Raw genomic sequence first — 16,786 nt, forward strand, 5'->3', positions numbered from 1 at the left:
ATATACAAGTCGGCCCGCCAAGCTCTGACCGGGATTTAACGTCACACGCATAGGACCGCCGCCACGCTGGTGCTCTACTCGGAGCATGACCGAAACGTCGAGCGAGACGCGGCGGCTCGAGTCCATGGGCGTGGGCGAGAGCGCGCGGCGGCCGGACGCCACTCTGAAGGTGACGGGCGAGTTCGCCTACGCCTCCGACCTGTGGCTCGACGGCATGGCGTGGGGCGTGACACTGCGCAGCCCGCACGTCTCGGCGTGGATCCGCTCGATCGACGTGGGACCCGCGCTGGCGATGCCGGGGGTGTTCACGGTGCTGACGCACGAGGACGTGCCCGGCGAGAAGTTCTACGGCCTGGAGCTGAAGGACCAGCCCGTGCTGGCCATCGACCAGGTCCGTTACCAGGGCGAGCCGGTCGCGCTGGTGGCCGCCGACCATCCGGAGACCGCGCGCAGGGCCGCGGCGGCGATCGTGGTCGAGTACGAGCCCCGCCCCGCCGTAACAGACCCCCGTGAGTCCCGAAATTTCGTACGGCATCAGCCGGTGCGGGTGGGCGACACCTTCGAGGCGGACGTCGTGGTGTCGGCCGAGTACGAGGTCGGCATGCAGGACCAGGCGTTCCTCGGCCCCGAGTCCGGCCTGGCCGTCCCCGCCGAGGACGGCGGTGTGGACCTGTACATCGCCACCCAGTGGCTGCACGTGGACCGCGACCAGCTCGCCCCCTGCCTCGGGCTGCCGCCGGAGAAGGTACGGCTGACGCTGTCGGGCGTCGGCGGCGCGTTCGGCGCCCGCGAGGACCTGTCGATGCAGGCGCACGCCTGCATGCTGGCGCTCCGGCTGAACCGCCCCGTGAAGATCGTCTACAACCGCGAGGAGTCGTTCTACGGCCACGTACACCGCCACCCCGCCTGGATGCGCTACGAGCACGGCGCCACCCGTGACGGCAAGCTCGTCTACGTCAAGGCCGACATCCTGCTCGACGGCGGCGCGTACTGCTCCTCCTCCCCCGCCGTCGTCGGCAACGCCGCCTCGCTCGGCGCCGGCCCGTACGAGGTGCCGAACGTCCGGATCGACGCCACCGGCGTCTACACGAACAATCCGCCGTGCGGGGCGATGCGCGGGTTCGGCGCGGTGCAGGCGTGCTACGCGTACGAGTCGCAGATGGATCTCCTGGCCGAGGCGTGCGGCCTGTCGCCGGTCGAGATCCGGGTGCGCAACGCGGTGTCGCAGGGTTCGTCCCTGGTCACCGGCCAGATCATCGACTCGCCCGCGCCGCTGGCCGGCATGCTCCGCGAGCTCGCCGCGATGCCCCTCCCGCCCGACCGGGAGTCCGATCTGCGCGCGCTGCCGGGCGGCGTCTCGCAGACCACCCACGGCGAGTCCGTACGGCGAGGCGTCGGGTACGGCGTGGGCATCAAGAACATCTGCTTCTCCGAAGGCTTCGACGACTACTCCACGGCCCGGGTCCGGGCCGAGCTGATCGGCGGCGAGCCGCACGTCACCGTGCACACCGCGGCGGCCGAGGTCGGCCAGGGCCTGGTGACGCTCCAGGCCCAGATCGCCAGGACCGAGCTGGGCGTCGAGAACGTGACGGTGGCGACGGCCGACACCACGGTGGGCTCGGCGGGCTCGTCGTCGGCCTCGCGGCAGTCGTACGTCACCGGCGGGGCGGTGAAGGCGGCCTGCGAGGCCGTACGGGCGCGCTTCGAGGGGCTGCCGGCCAGGGAGGCGCTGGAGAAGTACGGGACGATCGAGGAGACGCGGGAGTATCGGCACCGGCCCACGTTCCCGATGGACCCCGAGACCGGGCAGGGTGACTCGCACACCCAGCTCGCCCTGTGCGTGCACCGGGCCGTGGTGGACGTGGACGTCGAGCTGGGCCTGGTCAAGGTGGTCGAGCTGGCCGCCGTACAGGATGTGGGGCGGATCATGAACCCGCAGGCGCTGGAGGGCCAGATCCACGGCGGCTCGGCGCAGGGGCTCGGGCTGGCGCTGATGGAGGAGATCCAGATGCGTGACGGGCGGCTGCTGAACCCGTCGTTCACCGACTACCTGATTCCCACCATTCTCGACATGCCGCCAATGGCGCTGAAGATCCTGGAAAATCCTGACCCTGCCGCCCCGTACGGGCTGCGTGGCGCGGGTGAGCCGCCCACGCTCTCGTCCACGCCCGCCATCGCGGCGGCGGTGCGGGCGGCGACCGGACGGCGTTTGACGCGCGTTCCCATCAGACCCGAAGATATCGCCCTGTTGTAATAGGCGGATCGACTACGGGGAGGAATCCGATGACCAGCGCACGCGACGCCGCCAAGGCGGAGTTCGAGCGGTTCGACACCGACGGCGACGGCCTGCTGTCGACCAGCGAGATCAGGCAGGTCAACGCGGCCCTCGGCGGGCACGGCGTCACCGACGCGGAGATCAGCGCGTTCATCGACGCCATCGACAAGGACGGCGACGGCCGGATCGGGCTGGAGGAGTTCATCGGCCTGGTGGGCGGCGGCAAGCACGAAGCGTGACATATCCGCGGCCCGAGGCGTGATCACGTTCCGGGCCGGGTAGAGCACCCGGCACTCCCCCTTGATCGAGGGGGGATGGCCGTGCTCGACAGGTTCTTCGAGCTCTCCGGCCGGTCGACGACGGCCGGGCGCGAGGTGCGCGGCGGCATCACCACGTTCATGGCGATGGCCTACATCATCCTGCTCAACCCGATCATCCTGGCCGGCGCCCGTGACATCACCGGCGCCAGGCTCTCGATCGTCCAGCTCACCACCTCGACCGCCTTGGCGGCGGCCGTCTCGACGCTGCTCATGGCCTTCATCGGCAACGCGCCGTTCGGGCTGGCGGCCGGGCTCGGCCTCAACGCGGTGGTGGCCTACCAGGCCGCGCCCCACATGACCTGGGCCCAGGCGATGGGCCTGGTCGTCCTCGAAGGACTCGCGATCGTCATCCTGGCCGTGACGGGCCTGCGTACCCTGATCATGAACGCGATCCCGCTGGCGCTCAAACACGCGATCAGCGTGGGGATCGGGCTGTTCATCGCGCTGATCGGCCTGGTCGACGCGGGCTTCGTGGCGGCGGGCTCCGGCACGCCCGTGCAGCTCGGCGCGACCGGGCACCTGGCGGGCTGGCCGGTCACGGTGTTCTGCTTCGGGCTGCTCCTGATGATCGTCCTGTACGTACGCAGGACCCCGGCGGCCATCCTCATCAGCATCGCGGTGACTACCGTCCTGGCCGTGGTCGTGAACTCACTGGCCACCATCGACCCCAAGACCTGGGGCGTGGTGACGCCCCGGGTGCCGAAGTCGCTGGTCGCGGCGCCCGACTTCGGGCTGGTGGGACGCTTCGACCTGTTCGGCGGGTTCGTGAGCGCGGGGGCGCTGACGGCGGCCGTGGTGCTGTTCACGCTGATTCTGTCCGGGTTCTTCGACGCCATGGGCACGATCATCGGCGTCAGCGACGAGGCCGGGCTGGTGGACGAGCAGGGGCGGGTGCCTCGGCTGGGCGCGATCCTGACCGTGGACGGGGTCGCGGGCATGATCGGCGGGGCGACCAGTTCGTCGGCCAACACCGTCTTCGTCGAGTCGGCCGCCGGCGTGGGCGAGGGGGCCAGGACCGGGCTGGCCAGCGTGGTGACCGGGGCGCTGCTGGGCCTGGCCCTGCTGTTCACGCCGCTGGCCGGGATGGTGCCCGCGGCCGCGGCGGCGCCCGCGCTGGTGCTGGTCGGGGCGCTGATGATGACGCAGAGCAGGAACGTGCCCTGGGAGGACCTGGAGCTGGCCGTGCCCGCGTTCCTGACGATCGCGCTGATGCCGTTCACGTACTCGATCACGAACGGGGTGGGGGCCGGGGTGATCTCGTACACACTGATCAAGGCGGCTCGGGGAAAGTTCGCCGAGATTCCGTGGCTGCTGTGGGTGGTCTCGGCGATCTTCCTGGCCTATTTCGGGATCACCGCGCTGGAGGAGCTGTTCGGGTAGCCACTTGGTTGGCTGTCAGCGGATGTCGGCTGTGTTGCAGGCCACGTTGTTCTTGTCGAGGTCCGGGTACCAGGCGTACTCGGGGTGGACGCCCTTGGTGTACGGGCCGTCGCCGGCGGCGACGGCCGCCTTGCAGCTCGCGTAGTGGGGGTCCAGGCTGCCCCGGACCGGAGAGGTGGCACGGGTGGCCGGGGCGGAGGCGCCCGAGGTCGGCGCTCCCGCGTTGGGCACGCCCGTCGTGCCCGTCGTACCCGTAGTGCCGGTCGTGCCCGTGGGGGCCTGGCCCGTGCTGGTCGGCGCTCCACCCGTCGGGGCTCCACCGGTCGGCGCTCCACCCGTTGGCGCTCCACCCGTTGGTACCCCCGCGGTCGGGGCGGCGTCGGTCGGCGCTCCGCCGGTCGGCGCTCCGGGCGACGGTGTGGAGCCGAGCAGGCTCGCGGCCAGGGCCTCGGCCGCCGCCTTGTCGAAACCCACGATGCTCAGGCTGTCGCCGTCCATGGGCTGCGTGACGATCGGTGCCGCCAGGACGGTCTTGGGCACCTGGACGACGGCCACCTGCCGCTGGTTGGTCACCATCTCGTCGATGAGGTCCGACACCTTCTGCTTGAACGCGGGCGCGATCGCGATGCGCACCGAGTAGGTGCCGTCCTTCTCGCGTACGGCCTCGATCCGCTGTACGGCGTTGACCGTGACCCCGTCCTCCAGCAGGTAACAGGTGCTCTGCTCCTTGTCGAGCACGGCCGTGTCACCCGGGCACGGCGCCGGCTTGGTGTCTCTGACCGGCGCGAAGTGGATCGGCGTCGCCAGCCGCTGCGGCGGGACGCCCCCCAGGAGCGGCGCGTCGGGGCTTCTGGTCATCAGGACGGCGACCGTCCCCAGCACGCCGGAGATGAGCACGACGACCACCAGCGAGATGATCAACACGATGGTGGTGAATCTGCTGGCCTTGGGTTCTCCGGGCTCTCCGGGCTCCGCGGGTGGCGGCTCTTCCGGCTTCTCCATCGTTGGCGACCCCATCCTGACGTTCGGGCTGCGGGTGAGCCTATCGAGGACCGGCTGTAGCGGGGTAATCAGGCGAACAATCCTCATCGTCCAGCAAGAAATGGGGAAGATTGGAGAAAGAGCTACAGATTCTCGATGGATCCTCACGGCAGCCGAGAAGAAAGCGCAGCCGTGATTCTCCCCCGCCTGAGGGCAGGGGTTTCCACGCTCAAGGAGTCTCGATGAAGGTCGGAGTTCCCCGCGAGGTCAAGGACAACGAATATCGCGTCGCGCTCACCCCCGCGGGCGTCCACGAGCTGGTACGGCACGGCCACCAGGTCCACGTCGAGCACGACGCGGGCCTCGGCTCGTCGATCCCCGACGCCGACTTCGCGGCGGCGGGTGCCGTCATCCTCGACCAGGTCGACGACGTCTGGGCCGAGAGCGGCCTGGTGCTGAAGGTGAAGGAGCCGATCGCCGAGGAATACCACCGGATGCGCAAGGGCCAGATCCTGTTCACCTACCTCCATCTGGCCGCCTCCCGGGCCTGCACCCAGGCGATGCTCGACTCGGGCGTCACCGGGGTCGCCTACGAGACCGTACAGACGCCGAACGGCGCCCTCCCGCTGCTCGCCCCCATGTCGGAGGTCGCGGGTCGGCTCGCTCCGCAGGTCGGCGCGTACCATCTGATGCGCTCGCAGGGCGGCAGAGGCGTGCTGATGGGCGGCGTGTCAGGCGTGCGCGCGGCCCACGTCGTGGTGATCGGCGCGGGCGTGTCGGGTATGAACGCCGCCGCCATCGCGCTCGGCATGCAGGCCGAGGTGCTCCTCCTCGACAAGAACATCGACAAACTCCGCCAGGCCGACATGATCTACCAGGGCCACTGCCAGACGGTCGCCTCCAACACCCTGGAGATCGAGAGCGCCGTACGCGAGGCCGACCTGGTCATCGGCGCGGTCCTGGTGCCCGGCGCGAAGGCGCCCAAGCTGGTGACCAACGAGCTCGTCAGCCGGATGAAGCCCGGCTCCGTGCTGGTCGACATCTCGATCGACCAGGGCGGCTGCTTCGAGGACTCCCGGCCCACCACGCACGCGGAGCCGACGTACCAGGTGCACGAGTCGATCTTCTACTGCGTGGCCAACATGCCGGGCGCGGTCCCGTACACCTCGACGTTCGCCCTGACGAACGTCACGCTCCCGTACGCCCTGGCCATCGCCGACCGGGGCTGGGCACCGGCCATGCGCCAGGACCGGGCGCTCGCGCTGGGGCTGAGCACGCACGAGGGCCGCCTGACCAGCCGGCCTGTGGCGGAGGCCCACGGGTTCGCATGGACGCCGTTGGAGGACGTACTGACCCGAGCATGACGAGGCGACCGCCGACCACCTAGACCTCGGCTACCGGCTGGTGGTGGCGTGATGCTGGTGGGGTGATTACTGACCTATGCGGCCGTCGATGCGCTCACGCAGCAGGTCGGCGTGACCCATGTGGCGGGCGTACTCCCAGATCATTCCCATCGCCGCCTCGCGCAGCGACATCAACCCTCCACCGCTGCCATGCAGATTCGCGGCATCGTCGGCGGTGATGTCGAGACTGGGCGCCTCGGCCATGAACCGCTCGGCGAAGTCCACCTCCGCACGCCATGCCTCCCACGCCTCCGCTACGACCTTGGGGTCGGCGACAGCGCCGTCGAAGTCACCGTCGCGGTCGGTCTCGGAGGTGAACAGCTTGGGGACGTCCTGTCCGGCCATCAGCACCCGGAACGTCCCACGCTCCACCTCGGCCAGGTGCCGCACAAGGCCCAGGAGCGACATCGTCGACGGCTCAACGGACCGCCGCGCCATGGCCTCCGCGTCGAGATCCGCGCATTTCATCTCCAAGGTGAGGCGTGCGCAGCGCAGGTTTTCGATCAACGTGGTGCGCTCGTCGCCCAGCGTTGGCCCGTTCTCACGTGGGTCGTCGTCAGATGGCTTGCCGTCCGCGGTGAACATGTCGGCTCGTCGTGTCGTTGCCATGGCCGCCATCTTCGGCGAAGCGCCTGGCGGCCGACAACTGATTAACGGTCCCTAGACTCATGGTCATTCGCCGCAACTCACGGAAGGACGACAGTGGCCAAGACCGCTCTCCTGGTGATGGATGTCCAACGCGTCATCGTGGACCGCTACCCGGACCCCGCCTACCTGCCGCGCCTGCGCGAGGCGATCGACGCCGCCCGGGCCGCCGGCCTCCCGGTGATCTACGCGGCCGTCGGGTTCCGTCCCGGATATGCGGAGATCAGTCCCCGCAACAAGATGTTCGGCGCTATCGCCCGCATGGGGGGAATCGCCGGAAACGAGCAGGCCATGGAGATCCATCCGGACGTGGCACCGGAGCCTGGCGACGTCGTCGTCACGAAGAAGCGGGTCAGCGCCTTCGCCGGCAGCGACCTCGACATGGTGCTGCGGGCAGGCGACATCGATCACCTGGTCCTCACCGGCATCGCCACGAGCGGCGTCGTGCTGTCCACCCTGCGGCAGGCGGCCGACCTGGACTTCCAGCTCACCGTGCTGTCCGACGCCTGCCTCGACTCCGATCCCGAGGTGCACCGGGTGCTCGTGGAGAAGGTGTTCCCCGGCCAGGCGGACGTCACCACCGTGGCGGAGTGGGTCGCGACGACCAAGTGATCCGAAGCTGTTTCCCTGACACCCCGACGGGTACGCCGACGTGATGCACGAGCCCATGGCAGACCGGATACGACGACGTGCCGAGCACCTGCTGCCCGAGGAACAGGCAGCAGGCAGCGACGACACCGAGATGCAGGCGGCAAGCATCCTGGCCGACTCCGACGCCCGCGAGGCGTACGCGGAATCAACACCCGACCTGCGGATCGACCACCGGACGTCCGAGGAGACCGTCGACCCTTGAGGCTCGACGTCGTCGATGGCCCGTCATTCGGCAGGGCAGATGGTGCCCGGCTTGGGCAGTCTCAGGTCGGTCAGGTACGTGGTGGCGTACTGGATGGGGCACTTCTTGCCCGACAGGTACAGGACATGGCCGGGCCCGTCGTAGCCCACGGTGACTGATCCGGGAATCATCCTGGTGAAGCTCTCAGTCCACACGTAGTCCCCCCACGTGCTGCCGACGCCCAAGAAGGGCGGCAGGCCGCGAGTCGGCAGCGGGCGGGACGGGTTGGCGACCTTCAGCGGCCAACCGGCGCATCCCAACCCGTCGAACCCGACCGTTCCAGAGTTCGGCGAGATCTTCCGCGCCTGACGGCGGAACTTCTGCAGCTGGGCATAGCTGGTGTAGCCACGGTCGTCCGCGCAGCTCATCGCCAGCACCCCGGGCACGGACCAGATCCGCGCGTTACCGAGGGCGTAATCGGCGAAACCGGACCCGTCCCCGTGCCGAGCCTTGTCCACAGCCTCGGCGAACGCCAGCCAGCGCGAGTTGTCAGGCCCCGGATCGTTGGTGAAGCCGAAGCTCCTCAGATGTATCCCGGCCAGCTTGCCCTTGCCGAACTCGGAGGACGTGACCGGGATCGGCTTGCGATCGGCGTCTCGGGTGAGCTTGCGCCAGACCGCCCCGGCGTCCTCTCCGTGCAAGGCGCAGGCGGGAGTGTCGGCACACCAGGTGGCGAACTTGGTGAACAGCCGTTCCTGGAGGGAAAAGGCCCGTAGTGCCTGGTTGAGCCAGCCGTCGGCGTGGTTGATCGTCCCGTCGAGGTACATGGCTCGGATGCGCTGCGGGAACAACCGGACGTAGGCGGTGGCGGTCACCCCTCCGTAGGAGTTGGCCATGAAGCTCAGTCGTTCCTCGCCCAGAGCTGCGCGAACCGCGTCCGTGTCCCTGGCAACCGACAGGGAGTCCATATGAGCGAACAGGCCGGTTTTATCCGCATTCTGGCACTCGTTGAACGCCTTGGTCATCGCCGCGGCCTGAGCCTTGTACTCCTTCCGGCTCTTGGGTTCGAGCAGTGACGTTCCGGGCTGCCTACAGGATGGGGGCAGTTGCTCACGCCACACGGTGGTGCGCGGCTTGTAGCCGACGAGGTCGAACCTGCGCCGCAGTTCGGTGAGGCCGGGCGCGGCGCGCTTCAGGTCGTCGATCCCATTGGCCCCGGGGCCGCCTGGGATGCCCAGGACGCTGCCGATCCGGCGCTCCGGCTCGGTGGCGGGCAGGCGGGCCAGGTCCAGTTTGACCTTCGGCCCATCTGGTTTGGCCCAGTCCACGGGCACCTCGATCGCGGCGCACTGCATCCCGGCGGGCGTGCCCTGGCCCGCGCAGTCTTGCCAGGTCGGCTGTGTCTCTTGAGCGGCGGATGCTGCTGGGGTCACTCCTGCCAGCGCCGCCACCGCTACACCGATGACCAGCCCCCTGGTCCTGCCGCGCCCGCGCCGCTGCTTGGTTGTCGTCATGATGATCACTTTGGCGATGCGGGCCGAGCGGCCACCACCGGGACATCCTCCGTCTTGGCTTCGGGATGTCCCCCACGGGCTGTCCGGCTGTTCGCAGGGGGTGGATGTTCGTCAGGCTGTACGGCATCCGGTTGTGATCACCGGCAGGATGTGGTCAGGCGAGGAGGGGCGTGGACAAGCAGGCAGAAGGCGGCTTTGGCCGATGGCATGTGCTGATCGCTGCTCTGGTGCGGGCATGGGCGTGGCGTGTGCTGATCGCCGCTCCGGTGCGGGCGCGGGCGCGGCGTGAGCTCGCTTATGCGCTGATGCTGCCGTTGATGGCGGGAATCGGTCTGGCGCATCTTGTTCTCGTGTGGGTGAGCATTCTCTTGGCGGTCAACCTGATCGGAGTGCCGGTGCTGGCTCTGTGCGTACGGGCGGCCAGGGGCCTGGGCACGGTCAACCGGCGGCTGGCGCGGGTGCTGGCCGGGGTGCGCGTATCCGATCCCGCTCCGTTCCGCACCGGGCCGGGTCTGCTGAACCGGATCACAGCGGCGCTCAGCGACGTGACGGGATGGCGTGCCGTCATCCACGAGTTGGTCCGGCTGCCGGCGGCCATCGCCGCCGTCGCCGCCGCGGCCGGACTGTGGGGAGGCGGCCTGCTCCTGCTCAGCTGTCCCCTGTGGGGGCGGTCCTCCACCTTGGCGTATTTGTCCCCCAATGGTCTGTCCCCCAACGGCTGGCCGGACGCGGTGCTGATGAGCGCGGCCGGGCTGGCGTTGCTGCTGCTAGCCCCCTGGGGCGTCCATCTCGCCCTGACCCCCGAGCGCGCTCTCGCCCGGAGCCTGCTCGGGCCAGGGCCGGGCGACACGCGGATCCGCCGCCTGGAACAGGCTCGGGCGCTGGCCATCAACGACGCGGTCGCCAGACTCCGCCATATCGAGCGGGACCTGCACGACGGGACGGCGGCCCGCCTGGTGACGCTGGCCATGAGCCTGGGCATGGCCCAGGAAGAGCTCGAACACGCCCACGATCCCGACCGGCTGCTGCGCGCCCGCGCCCTGGTCGACGGCGCGCACCATGCCACCAAGGAAACGGTGGCCGAACTGCGCGACCTGATCCGCGGCATCCACCCGCCCGCGCTCGACCAAGGGCTGGAGACCGCCCTGGCCACGCTCACCGCACGGACTCCCATCCCCGTCCAGCTCAACGCCGATCTGCCCGAACGGCCCGCTTCAGCCATCGAGGCCATCGCCTACTTCTGCACGACAGAACTGCTCGCCAACGTGATCAAGCACAGCGCCGCCAAGCACGCCACGGTCGACGCACGGATGACAGATGGCCTGCTGTCCCTGATGGTGCGGGATGACGGCGTCGGCGGCGCGGCGATGAAGCCCGGATCCGGGTTGCATGGCCTGGCTGCCCGGATCCGGACGGTGGACGGCACGATCGACATCCGCAGCCCGGCGGGAGGGCCTACGGTGATCACTGTCGAGCTTCCCCCGCACCTGTGAACGGGCCGCGCATGCGTATCGTGATCGCCGAAGACGTCGTGATGCTCCGCGAGGGCCTGTGCATGCTGCTCACCTCCCACGGCCAGGAGGTGGTGGCCGCGGTGGGCGACGGCGACGCCCTGCGGGCGGCGGTGGCCGAACACCGTCCCGACATCGCCGTGGTCGACGTACGCATGCCCCCTTCGCACACCGACGAGGGCCTGCGCGCCGCGATCCGCATCCGCCGCGATCATCCAGGGGTGGGCGTGCTGGTCTTCTCCCAGTACATCGAGACCCGCTACGCCGCCCAGCTGCTCGCCGACGGCGCCCAGGGGGTGGGATACCTGCTGAAGGAACGAGTCGCCGACGTCAAGGACTTCCTGGCCGCGCTCGACCAGATCGCAGCCGGACAGACCGTCCTCGACCCCGAGGTCGTCACCCAGATCATGGGCGCCAGCCGACGCACGCAGACCCTGAGTACGCTCACCCCCAGGGAACGCGAGGTGCTGTCCATGATGGCGGAAGGACGCTCCAACAACGCCATCGCGAGCGCGCTGTTCCTGTCGTACGGCTCGGTGGAAAAGCACGTGACGCAGATCTTCACCAAGCTCGACCTGTCCCCATCGGACAACGACCACCGCCGCGTACTCGCCGTCCTGCGCTACCTGCAAGGCTGACGGTCCTGCGCTGTCCGCAGGCGTCACGATGGCGGTACACGCTCACGCGGGTCGGCCCAAGCCGCCCGCGCGCCGCTATGTTTGCCGATGTGATCCGTGCCGTGGTGATTGATGTGGACGACACGCTCTGCCTCACCGAGGCGGTGTGTTTCGAGCTGGAAAACGAGGTTTTGGCGCGCATCGGCCGCGAGCCGATGCCTCGAGCCGTGCACCTGTCCACGTGGGGACAGCCCCTGCTCGAAGCGATGCCACAGCGTTCGCCCGGCCTTGACCTCACGACCTTCGCCCCTGTCTATCAGGCGGCGCTCCGGGAGTACGTGGTGGCCGGGCGGCTGGATGTCGTCGCACCGGAGAACCTCCGGGCGCTCGACGATCTCGCCGCCGCAGGGCGCAGCCTCATGCTGCTGACCTCACGCACCGAAGCGGAGGTGGAGCACCTCCTGGCCCCGGACCATGCGCTCACCGGCCGGCTCGCCGCCGTCTACCATGCGGGCAACATGCGCTTCAGCAAGCCCGACGGCCGCGCCTTCGACGAACTTCTGGCCGCCACCGGACTGGAGCCTCGCCAATGCCTGTACGTGGGCGACTCCCCCGGTGACGCGCAGGCGGCCAACGGAGCCGGCTTGCGCTTCATCGCCTGCATGCAGAGCGGTCTCAGGCAGCGCACGGAGTTCGACGCACATCGTGTCGACGCGTTCATCGACACGTTCCCCGACATGGTCGACGCCATAACTCACCTGGAAGGAGGACACGTGCGGCGCTCGCCCTCATACGAGCCCGAAGCTCCGCCTTCGCCACGTACAGCGCGGGGTTACTGAGGGGCGTTGTAACTGGCAGGGGGTGTCGCCGAGGCCTCGCCTCCCTCGGGCTCAGCCAGTGACAGGAAGCGCGTACCGCACAGCGGTCAGCCGTTCCGACAACTCCCACAGCCGGTGTCCAGCCTCGGCGTCGGCGGCGGCCGGGGCCAGTCGCACCCGTGTTGGCGCGCCGCGCAGTTCGCCCATGCCGTCCGGCCCGAAGAACTGCCCGCCGGACGCGTCCGGGGCGGTGGCCGCGTACAACTGGGGAAGTGCGCCCCGGTCCGAGGGCTGGGCGAGCGGGGTGAGGATACGGCCGTACAGCATTTTCACCATGCCGACCGGTGCGCTCGTCTGCAGGTTGGTGGCGGTGTAGCCGGGGTGGGCGAGCATGCTGGCCACCGGGCTGCCGGCGGCGGTCAGGCGGCGGTGGAGTTCCCAGCCGAAGACCGCGTTGGCGAATTTCGACTGGTTGTAGAACTTCATCGGCGCGTACGTTCGCTCGCCGGACAGGTCCTCGAAGAACAAGCGGCCCTGCCGGTGGTTGGTCGAGCTGACGGTGACCACGCGGGGGTCGTCGCCGTCGGCCAGGAGGTCGAGCAGCAGGCCGGTGAGGGCGAAGTGGCCGAGATGGTTGACGGCGAACTGCAGCTCGTGGCCCTGCGCGCTGAGGGTGCGGGGCGGCGCCATCACGCCGGCGTTGTTGATGAGCACGTCCAGCCGTGCGTGGTCGGAGCGCAACCCGTCGGCGAAGGCGCGGACGGAGTCCAGATCGGCCAGATCGAGGCGGCGTATCTCCAGGCGGGCGCCCGGCTGCTCAGCGGCGATCTTCGCGACCGCCTGGCGGGCCTTGAGCTCGTCGCGTACGGCGAGGATGACGTGCCCGCCCTTGCAGGCGAGCGCTTGGGTGGTCGCCAGGCCGAGACCGCTGGTGGCCCCGGTGACGACGAACGTCCGTTTGGTCTGGTCTGGAATGTGCGCGGAGGTCCAGGATTTAGTCACGCGGCACACGCTGCCCTTGAAGGCACTGAGTGTCAAGTCGCGCTTCCGTGCCACCAGCGGCATGGGATGTAAGATGGGCCGGTGACCACCCGCCCCGAAGTGAGCCTGGCCCAGCGCAAACGTCAACTCGTCTCTGACGAGCTGACACAGGCGGCGCTGAATCTGCTGACCCGGAAAGGGTTCGACGCGGTCACGGTCGACGAGATCGTGGCCGCCGCGGGCGTTTCCCGACGCACGTTCTTCCGATATTTCGCTTCAAAGGAGGACGTGGTGGTCCAGTTCCTGGCCGAGATGGGCGCCGGCATGCGTGCGGAGCTGGCGGCCCGCCCCGCCGGGGAACCGCCCTCGGCCGCACTGCGGCACACCGTCTGGGTCTCCGTCAATGCCTGCGCCGGCCATGCCGACCGGGCGCTGCGCGTAGTACAGCTGATTCTGGACACACCGGCCCTGCTCGCCCGTTTCCTGGAGCGCCAGGCGCAGTGGCGTGCGGAGTTGACGGCGGAGCTGGCCCACCGGCTGGAACTCGACCCCGCGACCGACCTGTATCCGCAGATGGCGGCCGGGATGGCACTGACCGCCTTCGACGCCGTGCTGCGGCGGTGGAGCGACAGCGACGGTTCCGAGGACCCCACGGCGCTGATCGGCCAGGCTTTCGCCGTGATCGCGCCGGCGCTGGACACCGTCGATGGCGAAGGCCCTGGACCGCGAACCTTGGCTGCGCCGCGCGATCAGTCCCACCAAAAGGACCAGGCAGGAGCATCCACGATCTCAGCCGCGTACTCTTCGAAGTCGTTGTCCTGACCCAGGTCGGGACAGAACGCGTAATGCTCGACGGCCACGCGGCGCGCGTGCTCAAGAGTGCGGGGCGGCCAGGCAACGGAGACATTGAGTGTGTCGGGGCCGAGTGAGCAGAGCCGCACACCGAACCGCTCCTGCCAGCTGCGCAGCACGACAGTCGCCCTCTCCTCACCCGCCTCTGAGCTCCAGCCGACGGCGATGATGGCCTCGGCACCGTCGCGGGCCGGGACGAGGCCGAGAAAGGGACTATGGTCAGTTCCGGTGAGCAAGCGACGGATGCCCGATGGGGTGGTGGCCAGGTCGAAGGCCCGCCGGTCAGGGTCCAGTCCCTGCTCGCCTGCGGCGGCCAGGCCCGGCCACGTGTCGAACCGGGGTGGCTCTTCCTCGAATTGGCGTGAGAACTCCCGCTCCCGGTCCCACGTCGAGGAGAGCTCTCCTTCCACGTCCAGCTCATCCGCCCAGCTCGACGGAACCGGAGCCAGATCGCCGACGTGCCAGGGGGTGACGTGGTCACCGCGGTTGCCGAGCAGGAGGGGCCACAAGCCGCTCTCGCGATGGCGAGCCAGGAGGTCCGCCCAAAGACGGCCCGCCTCCTGATCATCCAGAAGGTCGTCGGTGATCCATAACACCGGTTCGGTCACGGGCTCTCGAGTCCGGGCCATTGCGGATTTCGGCGTGACCAGGCGGCCCCGCAGCCCGTCCGGCACCTGAAATCTGGTCATCGGCATGTCCTTCCTCGGTGGATCCCCTTGCCGGGTGTACCAGATATCCGCGGTGCATATCGTCGCCTATGGTGTTTTTGTGACTGCCAGTCAGGACCGACGTGACCAGCTCAAAGAGTTCCTGCGTGCCAAACGGGAAGCTCTCTCCCCCGCCGACGTCGGCATGCCCGCCGGAGGGCGCCGCCGCACTCCGGGACTCCGCCGGGAAGAGGTGGCAGTGCTCGCCGGGGTCGGAGTGTCCTGGTACACCTGGCTGGAACAGGGACGCGACATCAAGGTCTCCGATGCCGTGCTGGACGCGGTCGCCCGTGTGCTGAAACTTGACGAGGCGGAGCGGGCGCACCTGTACGTACTCGCCGGGCTGAATCCCCCGGACCCCACAGGCCGGCCGGGCGCACCGGTGACCGATCAGTTGCGCGCGGTGCTGGACGCATGGATGCCCAATCCGGCGCACGTACTGGATCGGCACTACAACCTGGTGGCGATGAACGACGCCGCCAGGTGGGTGTTCGGATTCGACGACGATGTCCGGAACTGCATGGTGGCGTTCTTCACCCACCCGATCTATCGCGGCAGGTTCACCGAATGGCAGGAGTTCGCCCCGGACATGGTGGCCGACTTCCGTGCCAGCGCGGCCCGCTATCACGACGACCCGGTCTTCGGGCAGATCGCCGACGAGCTGTGCGGCGCCAGCGCGGACTTCGCCGAGCTGTGGGCCCGGCCGGATGTCCGTAGCCGCTCCCAGGGGATCAAGGCGATCACCCACCCCGAAGCCGGGAACCTCACCTTCGAGTACTCACTGTTCCGGCTGCCGGATCGTACGGACCTCAATGTGGTGCTGCACACACCGCATCCCGACACCGACACCAAGGAGAAGGTGGAAAGCCTGGTGGTGGCACACCCTGGATGAGCTGACACTGCCTCCCCGGAAGCCGTCCCAGCACGATGGACGGCATGAAGGCAATCACGATTCCCGAATTCGGCAGTGCTGATGTCCTCCGCCTCGACGAGGTCGAGCTCCCCGAGCCCGGCCCCGGGCAGGTCTCCATCGACGTGGCCTACGCGGGCGCCAACTTCGCCGAGATCCTCTACCGGCAGGGCGTGGTGGACGTACCACTGCCCTTCGTGCCCGGCATCGAGGTCTCCGGCCGCATCCGGGCGCTCGGCCCCGGCGTCGAGGGGCTGCGGGTGGGCCAGTCGGTCGCCGCGCTGACGATCGTCGACAGCGGCGGCTACGCGGAGGTGGTGACCACCTCCGCCGACCTGGTGGCCCCATTGGACGGCCACGACCTGGGGCAGGGCACCGCGGCGGCGCTGCCCTCCAACAGCACCACCGCGTTCCTCGTACTCGACCGGGTGGCCCGCATCGAACCAGGGGAAACCGTGCTCGTGCACGCCGCCGCCGGAGGCGTGGGCAGCCAGCTCGGCCAGGCCGCCCGGCTGCTGGGCGCGGGCCGCGTGGTGGGCACCGTAGGCAGCCCCGCCAAGATCGAGACCGCCAAGGCGTTCGGCTACGACGAGGTCGTCCTGCGCGAGCAGGTGGCCGAGGCCGGTCGGTTCGACGTCGTGGTGGACATGGTCGGCGGTACGGCACGACGCAACAGCCTGGACCTGCTCGCGCCGATGGGCCGGATGGTGGTGATGGGCAACGCCTCCGGCGCCGAGGACGTCGGGATTTCGGCCAACGAGCTGTGGTTCACCAACAAGACGGTCTCCGGGTTCAACCTGGCCGCGTTCTCCGCCGCTTTTCCGGCAGAGACGGGCCGGGCGCTGAACCGGGCTGTCGCGGCGGCCGCTGGCGGGGAGCTTCGGGTGCAAGTCGAGTCGCTACGGCTGGAGCAGGCCGCACAGGCGCACCGCCGCATCGAGTCCGGCCGTACGACCGGCAAGCTCGTGCTCGAAGTCGAACGAATCTGATGTTTGCTCGATCCGCCTCGCTCAATGAGGGCGGTTCTCTGAGGAACCGCT

General features: G+C 69.1%; 17 protein-coding genes. 12 read left to right on the forward strand and 5 right to left on the reverse strand.

The features are described from left to right. Positions 1–85 precede the first annotated feature (85 nt). From ACQP2T_RS41080 to ACQP2T_RS41090, 3 genes are all read left to right on the forward strand, one after another. The gene (locus ACQP2T_RS41080; RefSeq protein WP_433510240.1) at positions 86–2,254 is read left to right on the forward strand and encodes a xanthine dehydrogenase family protein molybdopterin-binding subunit; all 2,169 of its coding nucleotides are present in this window, start codon (positions 86–88) and stop codon (positions 2,252–2,254) included. Between the two features lie 29 nt (positions 2,255–2,283). Further along, positions 2,284–2,514 carry an EF-hand domain-containing protein gene (locus ACQP2T_RS41085; protein ID WP_433510241.1) on the forward strand — a complete coding sequence of 77 codons (231 nt, stop codon included), beginning with the start codon at positions 2,284–2,286 and terminating at the stop codon, positions 2,512–2,514. Positions 2,515–2,589: 75 nt separating this feature from the next. Then, positions 2,590–3,975, forward strand: a complete 1,386-nt coding sequence (locus ACQP2T_RS41090; RefSeq protein WP_433510242.1) for an NCS2 family permease — start codon at positions 2,590–2,592, stop codon at positions 3,973–3,975. A gap of 15 nt (positions 3,976–3,990) precedes the next feature. On the opposite strand, the gene ACQP2T_RS41095 is transcribed toward ACQP2T_RS41090, so the two are convergent. Then, positions 3,991–4,977: an excalibur calcium-binding domain-containing protein gene (locus tag ACQP2T_RS41095; protein WP_433510243.1), complete on the reverse strand. Its 987-nt coding sequence runs from the start codon at positions 4,975–4,977 to the stop codon at positions 3,991–3,993. 221 nt (positions 4,978–5,198) lie between these two features. On the opposite strand from ACQP2T_RS41095, the gene ald reads away from it, so the two are divergent. Further along, complete coding sequence (gene ald / locus ACQP2T_RS41100; RefSeq protein ID WP_433510244.1) at positions 5,199–6,320, forward strand: alanine dehydrogenase; 1,122 nt, start codon at positions 5,199–5,201, stop codon at positions 6,318–6,320. A 66-nt stretch (positions 6,321–6,386) separates the two neighbouring features. On the opposite strand, the gene ACQP2T_RS41105 is transcribed toward ald, so the two are convergent. Then, positions 6,387–6,968: a DinB family protein gene (locus ACQP2T_RS41105; RefSeq protein ID WP_433510245.1), complete on the reverse strand. Its 582-nt coding sequence runs from the start codon at positions 6,966–6,968 to the stop codon at positions 6,387–6,389. A gap of 93 nt (positions 6,969–7,061) precedes the next feature. Between ACQP2T_RS41105 and ACQP2T_RS41110 the strand changes: the two genes are divergently transcribed. Together ACQP2T_RS41110 and ACQP2T_RS41115 are read left to right on the forward strand one after the other, a co-directional pair. Then, on the forward strand, positions 7,062–7,616 hold the full coding sequence (locus tag ACQP2T_RS41110) for a cysteine hydrolase family protein (protein WP_433510246.1): 555 nt from the start codon (positions 7,062–7,064) through the stop codon (positions 7,614–7,616). A 43-nt stretch (positions 7,617–7,659) separates the two neighbouring features. After that, complete coding sequence (locus ACQP2T_RS41115; protein ID WP_433510247.1) at positions 7,660–7,857, forward strand: hypothetical protein; 198 nt, start codon at positions 7,660–7,662, stop codon at positions 7,855–7,857. Positions 7,858–7,880: 23 nt separating this feature from the next. On the opposite strand, the gene ACQP2T_RS41120 is transcribed toward ACQP2T_RS41115, so the two are convergent. Beyond that, complete coding sequence (locus ACQP2T_RS41120) at positions 7,881–9,350, reverse strand: alpha/beta fold hydrolase (RefSeq protein WP_433510248.1); 1,470 nt, start codon at positions 9,348–9,350, stop codon at positions 7,881–7,883. 170 nt (positions 9,351–9,520) lie between these two features. Here ACQP2T_RS41120 and ACQP2T_RS41125 point away from each other — a divergent pair, with 170 nt between their 5' ends. The 3 genes from ACQP2T_RS41125 (at position 9,521) to ACQP2T_RS41135 (ending at position 12,317) form a co-directional block, all read left to right on the forward strand. Further along, positions 9,521–10,843 (forward strand): sensor histidine kinase, encoded by a 1,323-nt coding sequence (locus ACQP2T_RS41125; RefSeq protein WP_433510249.1) that lies wholly within the window; start codon positions 9,521–9,523, stop codon positions 10,841–10,843. Positions 10,844–10,854: 11 nt separating this feature from the next. Then, the gene (locus tag ACQP2T_RS41130) at positions 10,855–11,499 is read left to right on the forward strand and encodes a LuxR C-terminal-related transcriptional regulator (RefSeq protein ID WP_433510250.1); all 645 of its coding nucleotides are present in this window, start codon (positions 10,855–10,857) and stop codon (positions 11,497–11,499) included. Positions 11,500–11,588: 89 nt separating this feature from the next. Further along, complete coding sequence (locus ACQP2T_RS41135; RefSeq protein WP_433510251.1) at positions 11,589–12,317, forward strand: HAD family hydrolase; 729 nt, start codon at positions 11,589–11,591, stop codon at positions 12,315–12,317. Between the two features lie 51 nt (positions 12,318–12,368). Here ACQP2T_RS41135 and ACQP2T_RS41140 read toward each other — a convergent pair whose 3' ends face one another. Further along, entirely contained in the window at positions 12,369–13,298 is a 930-nt protein-coding gene (locus tag ACQP2T_RS41140) for an oxidoreductase (protein ID WP_433510252.1), read from the reverse strand. An 81-nt stretch (positions 13,299–13,379) separates the two neighbouring features. Between ACQP2T_RS41140 and ACQP2T_RS41145 the strand changes: the two genes are divergently transcribed. Next, positions 13,380–14,099, forward strand: a complete 720-nt coding sequence (locus ACQP2T_RS41145; RefSeq protein WP_433510253.1) for a TetR family transcriptional regulator — start codon at positions 13,380–13,382, stop codon at positions 14,097–14,099. Here ACQP2T_RS41145 and ACQP2T_RS41150 read toward each other — a convergent pair. Next, on the reverse strand, positions 14,027–14,818 hold the full coding sequence (locus tag ACQP2T_RS41150) for a DUF4253 domain-containing protein (RefSeq protein WP_433510254.1): 792 nt from the start codon (positions 14,816–14,818) through the stop codon (positions 14,027–14,029). The two genes, ACQP2T_RS41145 and ACQP2T_RS41150, sit on opposite strands and share 73 nt — an antisense overlap. Before the next feature lie 79 nt (positions 14,819–14,897). On the opposite strand from ACQP2T_RS41150, the gene ACQP2T_RS41155 reads away from it, so the two are divergent. Together ACQP2T_RS41155 and ACQP2T_RS41160 are read left to right on the forward strand one after the other, a co-directional pair. After that, positions 14,898–15,728 (forward strand): helix-turn-helix transcriptional regulator, encoded by an 831-nt coding sequence (locus ACQP2T_RS41155; protein ID WP_433510255.1) that lies wholly within the window; start codon positions 14,898–14,900, stop codon positions 15,726–15,728. A gap of 44 nt (positions 15,729–15,772) precedes the next feature. After that, entirely contained in the window at positions 15,773–16,735 is a 963-nt protein-coding gene (locus ACQP2T_RS41160; protein ID WP_433510256.1) for a quinone oxidoreductase family protein, read from the forward strand. Positions 16,736–16,786 lie beyond the last annotated feature (51 nt).

This window comes from Nonomuraea sp. CA-143628, assembly GCF_050942315.1.
In the GTDB taxonomy this organism is placed as follows: domain Bacteria; phylum Actinomycetota; class Actinomycetes; order Streptosporangiales; family Streptosporangiaceae; genus Nonomuraea.

What these genes read in the sequence shown, in the direction of transcription:
- ACQP2T_RS41080 (WP_433510240.1), top strand. Translation starts at nt 86, where the DNA reads ATGACCGAAACGTCGAGCGAGACGCGGCGGCTCGAGTCCATGGGCGTG.
- ACQP2T_RS41085 (WP_433510241.1), top strand. Translation starts at nt 2,284, where the DNA reads ATGACCAGCGCACGCGACGCCGCCAAGGCGGAGTTCGAGCGGTTCGAC.
- ACQP2T_RS41090 (WP_433510242.1), top strand. Translation starts at nt 2,590, where the DNA reads ATGGCCGTGCTCGACAGGTTCTTCGAGCTCTCCGGCCGGTCGACGACG.
- ACQP2T_RS41095 (WP_433510243.1), bottom strand. Translation starts at nt 4,977, where the DNA reads ATGGAGAAGCCGGAAGAGCCGCCACCCGCGGAGCCCGGAGAGCCCGGA.
- ald (WP_433510244.1), top strand. Translation starts at nt 5,199, where the DNA reads ATGAAGGTCGGAGTTCCCCGCGAGGTCAAGGACAACGAATATCGCGTC.
- ACQP2T_RS41105 (WP_433510245.1), bottom strand. Translation starts at nt 6,968, where the DNA reads ATGGCAACGACACGACGAGCCGACATGTTCACCGCGGACGGCAAGCCA.
- ACQP2T_RS41115 (WP_433510247.1), top strand. Translation starts at nt 7,660, where the DNA reads ATGCACGAGCCCATGGCAGACCGGATACGACGACGTGCCGAGCACCTG.
- ACQP2T_RS41120 (WP_433510248.1), bottom strand. Translation starts at nt 9,350, where the DNA reads ATGACGACAACCAAGCAGCGGCGCGGGCGCGGCAGGACCAGGGGGCTG.
- ACQP2T_RS41130 (WP_433510250.1), top strand. Translation starts at nt 10,855, where the DNA reads ATGCGTATCGTGATCGCCGAAGACGTCGTGATGCTCCGCGAGGGCCTG.
- ACQP2T_RS41150 (WP_433510254.1), bottom strand. Translation starts at nt 14,818, where the DNA reads ATGACCAGATTTCAGGTGCCGGACGGGCTGCGGGGCCGCCTGGTCACG.
- ACQP2T_RS41160 (WP_433510256.1), top strand. Translation starts at nt 15,773, where the DNA reads ATGAAGGCAATCACGATTCCCGAATTCGGCAGTGCTGATGTCCTCCGC.